The organism is Actinomadura sp. KC216 (assembly GCF_004348535.1).
Taxonomy (GTDB): domain Bacteria; phylum Actinomycetota; class Actinomycetes; order Streptosporangiales; family Streptosporangiaceae; genus Spirillospora.
On record NZ_SMJX01000407.1, the window covers coordinates 1 to 6,585 of the forward strand.

Sequence of the window (6,585 nt, forward strand, 5' to 3'; positions counted from 1 at the left end):
GGTGGGGGAGCGGGCTCGCGGTGGACGGGTTGTCCGCCGTCCTCCTGGTGACCCTGGCCGTCGTGCTCGTCGCGGTGCTCGCCTACGCGGCGGCCGACGGGTACGGCGTCCGCTTCTACGTCCTGGTGCTGCTGTTCGGGGCGGCGATGGCCGTCACGGTCACCGCGTCCGACCTGCTGCTGTTGCTGATGGGCTGGGAGGTCATGGGCGCGATGTCGTACGCGCTCATCGGGTACGCGTGGCCGGACGCGGAGCGGGTGCGGTCGGCCGACATCGCCTTTCTCACGACCCGGGCCGCCGACATGGGCCTCTACGCGGCGGCGGGCTTCGCGGTCGCCGGAGCGCATTCGCTGCGGCTCGACGCGCTGGCGCAGGCCGACGCGCCGTGGCGAAACCTGATCGCGGCCGGTGTCGTGGTGTCGGCGCTCGGGAAGTCGGCGCAGCTCCCGTTTTCGTTCTGGTTGTCGCGGGCCATGGCGGGTCCGACGCCGGTGTCGGCGTTGCTGCACTCGGCCACGATGGTGGTCGCGGGCGCGTACCTGCTGCTGCGCCTGCGCCCGCTGCTGGACGCCACCGGATGGGCGGCCACGGCGGTGAGCTGGGCCGGTGCGCTGACCGCGCTGCTGTTGGGCGCGGTCGCGCTCGCGCAGCGGGATCTGAAGCAGCTTCTCGCCGCGTCCACGTGCGCGCAGATCGGCTTCATGGTGCTGGGCGCGGGTGCCGGGGCGGCGGAGGGCGGCGCGGCGCATCTGGTCGCGCACGCCGCGGTGAAGAGCTCGCTGTTCCTGTGCGCCGGGGTGTGGCTGACCAGGCGCGGGAGCGACCGGCTGGTCGATGTGGTGTTCGGGGTCGGCGCGATCGCGCTGGCCGGTGTCCCGCCGCTGTCGTTGTGGGTGACGAAGGACGCGGTGCTGGGAGGCGTCGGGGAGCGGTCGCCCGCGCTGCTGGGGGTCGGGTTCGCCGCGTCCGTTCTCTCGGCCGCCTATGCGGGGAAGGCGGTGCTGTGGCTGCTTCGTCCGGGCGAGCGCGTGCGGGTGCCGGTGTCGCAGCGGATTCCGCTGGCGGGGCTGGGCGTCGCGGCCGCCTGCCTGGGCGGCGTACTCGGTGTGTTCGGGCTGCCCGGGATCTCGGACGACGTCACGCTCAAGGCATGGGAGATGGCCCTGTCGGGAGTTCTCGCGGTGCTCACGGTGGGGGTGGTCGTGGCCGTGCGGGAGCGGGTTCCGGAGCCTGCCTGGGCCCTCGATTGGCTCCGGCTGGAGCGTGCGGCGGTGGTCGTCGTCGCCCGGCCGACGCTCGCCGCGGCGCGGGCCCTGGTGCGGTTCGACGACCGGGTCGTGGACGGCGCCGTCCGGGCCGTCGCGCGCGGCGGGCGCTGGACCGCCGGGCTCACCGGACGCCGCGTCGAGCTCCCCCTGGACGGCCTCGTCGCCCTGACCGGACGCGCCGCCCGGGGCCTCGCCGCCCTCGCCCGCCGCCCGCAGACCGGGCAGCTGCACCTCTACTACGCCCAGGCCGCGGTGGTGCTCGCGGTGCTCGCCGTCATCGCCGTCCTGGCCGGGTGACGCCGTGCTCACACTGGTGATCTTCCTGCCGCTGGCCGCCGCGCTCGTCCTTCCGGCCGTCCCGCGGCGCGCCGTGACCTGGACGTGGATCGCCGTCACCGGCGCCGAACTGGCCCTTGTAATGGCGATGTGGATCGCCCACGGGACGGGCGGCGGGGTCTCGTTCGAGACGAACGCGCGCTGGATCCCGTCCGTCCGGGCCGGTTACCACGTCGGCGTCGACGGCCTGTCGCTGCCGCTCCTCGCGCTGACCGCCGTGCTGTTCGCGGCCTGCGCGGTGTACTCGCTGCGTCAGACGCACCGGGTGCGGACGTTCGCGATGCTGTTCCTGTTCCTGGAGACGGTGTGCCTCGGGCTGTTCGCCGCCCTCGACCTCCTCCTGTTCTTCGTGTTCTTCGACCTGTCGATCGTCGGCATGTACTTCGTGATCCTGCTGTGGGGCCACGAGGACAGGGCCCGGTCGGCGCTGAAGTTCTTCCTCTACACGTTCCTGGGGTCGCTCGTCCTGCTGCTCGGCTTCATCGGCCTGTACCTGGGCGCGGACCCGCACACCTTCGACATGACCGCGCTGACCCGCACGCCCCCGTTCGCCGACTCGCCGGGCCTGGCCGGGCTGACGCTCCTCGCGGTCGGGATCGGGCTCGGGATCAAGACGCCGGTCGTCCCGTTCCACACCTGGCTGCCGCCCGCGCACACCGACGCGCCCGCCGCCGGGTCGGCGATCCTCGCCGGGGTCATGCTGAAGATGGGCACCTACGGGCTCGTCCGGATCGCGATGCCGATGCTGCCGGACGCCTGGCGCCGCTACGCGCTGGTCATGCTGATCGTCGGGCTGGTGAGCGTCCTGTACGGTGCGCTGGTCGCGCTCGCGCAGGACAACGTGAAACGGCTGGTCGCGTACACGTCCGTCAACCACATGGGGTACATCGTCCTGGCGGTGGGCGCGGCCGGATACGTGTCCGGGGACGGCGGTGCGGACGCGCGGCGGCTCGCGGTCACCGGCGCGGTGACGCAGATGGTCAGCCACGGTCTGGTGACCGGCGCGCTGTTCCTGCTGTGCGGGGTGCTGCACGACCGGGCGGGCAGCTACGACATCGGACGGTTCGGCGGCATCGCCCGAGGCGCGCCCGTCTACGCGGGCCTGTTCGCCGTCGCCGCGTTCGCCTCGCTGGGGCTGCCCGGCCTGTCCGGGTTCATCGCCGAGTTCCAGATCTTCGCCGGGACGATCGGCAGCGGCGCCGCGGCGACGGCGGTGACCGGCGCGCTCGCCATCGTCGGGATCGTCATCACGGCGGCGCTGTTCCTGCGCGTCTTGCACGCGGCGGTGCTCGGCCCGCCCGGCGAGCTGACGCCGCTCGTCACGGACGTGCGCCGCCCCGAACTCGCGGCGCTCGTCCCGCTGCTGGCGCTGTCGCTGCTGATCGGCGTCGCGCCGCGCGTCCTGCTCGACACGATCGAGCCGCTGTCGGCGGCGGTCGTCGCGCTCGTGAGCCGCTGATGACGATGATGAACGAGAACCCCGCCGACCTCGCCCCGGAGCTGTGCGTGCTGATCGCCGCCGTGCTCGGGCTGGTCAACGGGCTGTTCCTGCCGCGGACGAAGCAGTGGCGCGTCGCGGTGGTCTGCGCGGCCGGGCTCGTCGCCGGGCTGGCCGTCGCGGGCGTCGCGGCGACGCGCCCCGACCTGATGGCGTTCGACGCGTTCATGATCGACCCCGTCACGCACGTCACCCGGATCGCCGTGCTGGGCTCGACGCTGCTCGTCGTCGTCCTGGCCGCCGCCGGGCCCGTCCGGGACCATCCGCGCGAGAGCGAGCTCTACGTCCTCATCCTGCTGTCGGCGCTCGGGACGGTCGTGCTCGGCGCGACGCCCGACCTGCTGGTGCTGGTCGCCGCGTACCTGCTGGCGAGCATCCCCGCGTACGCGCTCGCCGGGTTCGGCAAGGACGCGCCGGGCACCGAGGCCGCGCTGAAGTACTACCTGATGGGCGCGCTGCTCGGCGTCCTGATGCTCGGCGGCGTCACGCTGCTGTACGGGGTCGGGCGCGGCACCGGCTATCCGATGCTGCGCGCCGGGTTCCCGGACGCCCCGTCGGGCGTGGTCGCGCTCGGTGTCGTCGCGCTACTGGCCGGGCTGCTGTTCAAGGCGGGCGCCGTCCCGGGGCATTTCTGGGTCCCGGACGTGACCGAGGGCGCGCCGCCCGCCGTCGCCGCGTTCGTCACCACCGTCCCGAAGATCGGCGCGTTCGCCGCGCTGTACCGGTTCGGCGCCGAGACGCTGCCGGACGGCTGGGCCGTGCTCGTCGCCGTGATCGCCGCCGTCACGATGACGCTGGGCAACCTCGCCGCGTTCGGGCAGGACAACGTCCGGCGGCTGCTGGCGTACTCGACCGTCAGCCAGGCCGGATACCTGCTGGTCCCGGTCGCCATGGCCGGACGGACCGACCTCGCGCAGCCGGCGCTGCTCTACTACGTCGCCGCGTACGCGGTGACGAACGTGGGCGCCTTCGCCGTCGTCCTCGCCGTCCGCCGCGACGACATCGCCGGGTACACCGGCCTGCTGCGCACGTCGCCGCTGCTCGGATTCTCGCTGGTGGTGTGCCTGCTCGGCTTCATCGGGACGCCGCCGACCGCCGTGTTCGCCGGGAAGGTCCTGATGTTCGGCGCGGCGCTGGACGGCGGCCACGCCTGGCTCGCCGTGTTCGCCGCCGTCAACTCGGTCGCGAGCGTCTTCTACTACCTGCGGTGGATCGTCCCGATGTTCGGGCGCCCGGACGGCGCGGCGCCTCGCCCGGCGCGCGGCGCCTCGGCCGTGGCGATCGCGGCGGCGGCCTTCTCGGTGGCCCTGGGCGCGGGAGCCGGGATCGCGCTCGCCGCGTCCTGAACCCTCGCCGTGCGCGTTCTCAGCCGAGTTCCGCCGCCAGCTTGTCCAGCCAGTCGCCGGTGCCCTGCTCGCGCCAGCTCGGCTCCTCCCGGCCGTCGAGGAACGTGCCCTGCTCGGTGAGGACGAGGCGCGTCCCGCCGTCCGACGCCTCGAACTGGACGGTCGTGATCGACACGGTGGCCGGCCGGTCGTCGGCGAAGAGGGTGGTGGAGTAGACGATCCGCTCGTCCGGCACGACGTCGTGGTACAGCGACTCGACCCGCAGGGTCGGCTCGCCGTCCTCGCCGTGGTGCAGGAGCGACTCCTGCCCGCCGGGACGGAAGTCGAGGGCGTGTTCGTCGCCGGGGGAGGCGAACCAGCGGCCCTTGGACGCGGGGTCGGCCCAGGCGGCGAACACCGGTCCGGGCGCCGCCGGGTACGCGCGCTCCAGCGTGAACGTCGAGTGCAGGACGGGATGCTCGGTCACGGTCATGACAATGCTCCTTGGCTGTTCTGCTCCGGGTCATCGGGGTTCTCGGTGAGGAGGTCGCCGAGGCGGTCGAGCAGGCCCTCCCAGGCGGTGCGCTGGCGGCGCAGCCAGTCCTCGGCCGCCCGCAGGCCCGCGGGTTCGAGGCGGCAGGTGCGGACCCGTCCGGACTTCTCCGACCGGACCAGCCCGGCGGCCTCCAGAACCTGCAGATGCTGCACCACCGCCGGGAGCGACATGGGCAGCGGGCGGGCCAGCTCGCTGACCGACGCCGGTCCGCGGGTCAGCCGCTCCACGATGGCCCGCCGCGTCGGGTCGGCGACCGCGTGGAACACCCGGTCCGGAACCTCCTCATTGTTAAGCACATCCTTAACTGTATGGGTGGCGGGTGAGATGGTCAAGGGGTCGCTTAAGTAACGATCCGTGGCGATCATTACAATTTCCGTATGGAAGACTTGGTGCGGCTGGCCGCGCGGGCCCACAAGGTGCTGCGTGCCGCGTCCGACGCGGCGATGAGCAGGCACGGCGTGCGCGTCGGGCAGAACCTCGTCCTGGAGGTCCTCTGGGAGGACGACGGCCTGACGCCCGGTCAGCTGGCGACACGGCTCGGGCTGACGACGCCGACCATCGTCAACACCGCCACCCGGATGGAGACGGCCGATCTCGTCGTCCGGCGGCGCGATCCGTCCGACGCGCGGCTCGTGCGGCTCTACCTGACCGCCAAGGCCCGCGAGGTGCGGGCGCCGATAGAACAGGAGCGGCGGCGACTGGAGGAGCGAGTCGCCGCCGCGCTGACGGAGGAGGAGCGGCGCTGCGTCCGCAGCGCCCTGGAGAAGATCATCGACGAGCTGTCGTAGCCGCGTCCCGCGGGGTGCGGGCGTCCGGGACGTCCTGGAAGCGGGGCGCGCGCATGTTCACCAGGCTGTCCAGCTTGTGGACGCGCTCGTCGTGCCCGATCTGGCGGAGCAGGTCCGCGACGGAGGCGTACTCGCCGTACTCGGCGGCGTAGGTCGCCGGTGCCGGGACGTGCTCCAGCTCCGGGTGCTCGGCCACGTACGACATGTACTCGTGCTCGGCGTGGTCCTCGAAGTCGGCGTTCAGCCGGTAGCTCAGCTCGGGACGCACCAGGAACAGCAGCCACGACACGTGGTAGTAGAAGAACGCCACGAGCCACGGCGCCAGCCGGTGCAGGACGAACGACTGCCTCATCCCGTCCCGCTGGACCATGTCCTGGAGGATCAGCAGGTGCCACTGCTCGTTGTCCTGCTCCTCGCGGGTCTCCACGATCCGCTCGTAGACGCGCTTGGCGAGCGCGGAACGGCGGCGGTGGCGCGACAGCGAGAGGTAGCCCATCCGCTCCCACGCCTGGTAGGGGACGCGGGCGATGAACTCCAGCATCGTGAACTTCACGAGGGTGCGTTCGCGGCCGTAGACCAGGTCCATCTGCTTGAACAGCATCCGGGCGAGGAGGCCGTACTTCAGGCGCGGGGTTTCGAGGGTCTCGATCTGCGCGGCGCGCAGCTCGACCGGGGACAGCTTCGGCGGTCCGGCGTGGGCGGAGACGGAGGGGGCCGGACGGGTGAGGGTCTGCGTCGTGTTCGTCATGCCGATGATGCTCCGTGCACGGCATACCGCCCGGCATCGGCCGCGAAGAGACACATGATCTACGGC

7 protein-coding genes are annotated in these 6,585 nt (G+C 72.6%); 4 read left to right on the forward strand and 3 right to left on the reverse strand.

What is annotated here, in order from left to right:
• The 3 genes from E1264_RS38505 to E1264_RS38515 form a co-directional block, all read left to right on the forward strand.
• Positions 1 to 1,565 (forward strand): proton-conducting transporter membrane subunit (locus E1264_RS38505; protein WP_132181830.1); only part of this gene is annotated, 1,565 nt, incomplete at its 5' end.
• Positions 1,566 to 1,569: 4 nt separating this feature from the next.
• Complete coding sequence (locus tag E1264_RS38510; RefSeq protein ID WP_132181832.1) at positions 1,570 to 3,063, forward strand: NADH-quinone oxidoreductase subunit M; 1,494 nt, start codon at positions 1,570 to 1,572, stop codon at positions 3,061 to 3,063.
• The gene (locus E1264_RS38515; protein ID WP_165964601.1) at positions 3,063 to 4,448 is read left to right on the forward strand and encodes an NADH-quinone oxidoreductase subunit N; all 1,386 of its coding nucleotides are present in this window, start codon (positions 3,063 to 3,065) and stop codon (positions 4,446 to 4,448) included. Before E1264_RS38510 ends, E1264_RS38515 begins: the two co-directional genes overlap by 1 nt.
• 19 nt (positions 4,449 to 4,467) lie before the next feature.
• Here E1264_RS38515 and E1264_RS38520 read toward each other — a convergent pair whose 3' ends face one another.
• Positions 4,468 to 4,920: an SRPBCC family protein gene (locus E1264_RS38520; protein ID WP_132181834.1), complete on the reverse strand. Its 453-nt coding sequence runs from the start codon at positions 4,918 to 4,920 to the stop codon at positions 4,468 to 4,470.
• Entirely contained in the window at positions 4,917 to 5,279 is a 363-nt protein-coding gene (locus E1264_RS38525; protein WP_243711432.1) for a metalloregulator ArsR/SmtB family transcription factor, read from the reverse strand. Before E1264_RS38525 ends, E1264_RS38520 begins: the two co-directional genes overlap by 4 nt.
• 81 nt (positions 5,280 to 5,360) lie before the next feature.
• On the opposite strand from E1264_RS38525, the gene E1264_RS38530 reads away from it, so the two are divergent.
• Positions 5,361 to 5,771: a MarR family transcriptional regulator gene (locus E1264_RS38530; RefSeq protein WP_132181838.1), complete on the forward strand. Its 411-nt coding sequence runs from the start codon at positions 5,361 to 5,363 to the stop codon at positions 5,769 to 5,771.
• Here E1264_RS38530 and E1264_RS38535 read toward each other — a convergent pair.
• Entirely contained in the window at positions 5,752 to 6,519 is a 768-nt protein-coding gene (locus E1264_RS38535) for an alternative oxidase (RefSeq protein ID WP_132181840.1), read from the reverse strand. The two genes, E1264_RS38530 and E1264_RS38535, sit on opposite strands and share 20 nt — an antisense overlap.
• Positions 6,520 to 6,585 lie beyond the last annotated feature (66 nt).

Coding starts and splice junctions, on each gene's coding strand:
- E1264_RS38515 (WP_165964601.1), top strand. CDS start 3,063: ATGACGATGATGAACGAGAACCCCGCCGACCTCGCCCCGGAGCTGTGC.
- E1264_RS38530 (WP_132181838.1), top strand. CDS start 5,361: ATGGAAGACTTGGTGCGGCTGGCCGCGCGGGCCCACAAGGTGCTGCGT.
- E1264_RS38535 (WP_132181840.1), bottom strand. CDS start 6,519: ATGACGAACACGACGCAGACCCTCACCCGTCCGGCCCCCTCCGTCTCC.
- E1264_RS38520 (WP_132181834.1), bottom strand. CDS start 4,920: ATGACCGTGACCGAGCATCCCGTCCTGCACTCGACGTTCACGCTGGAG.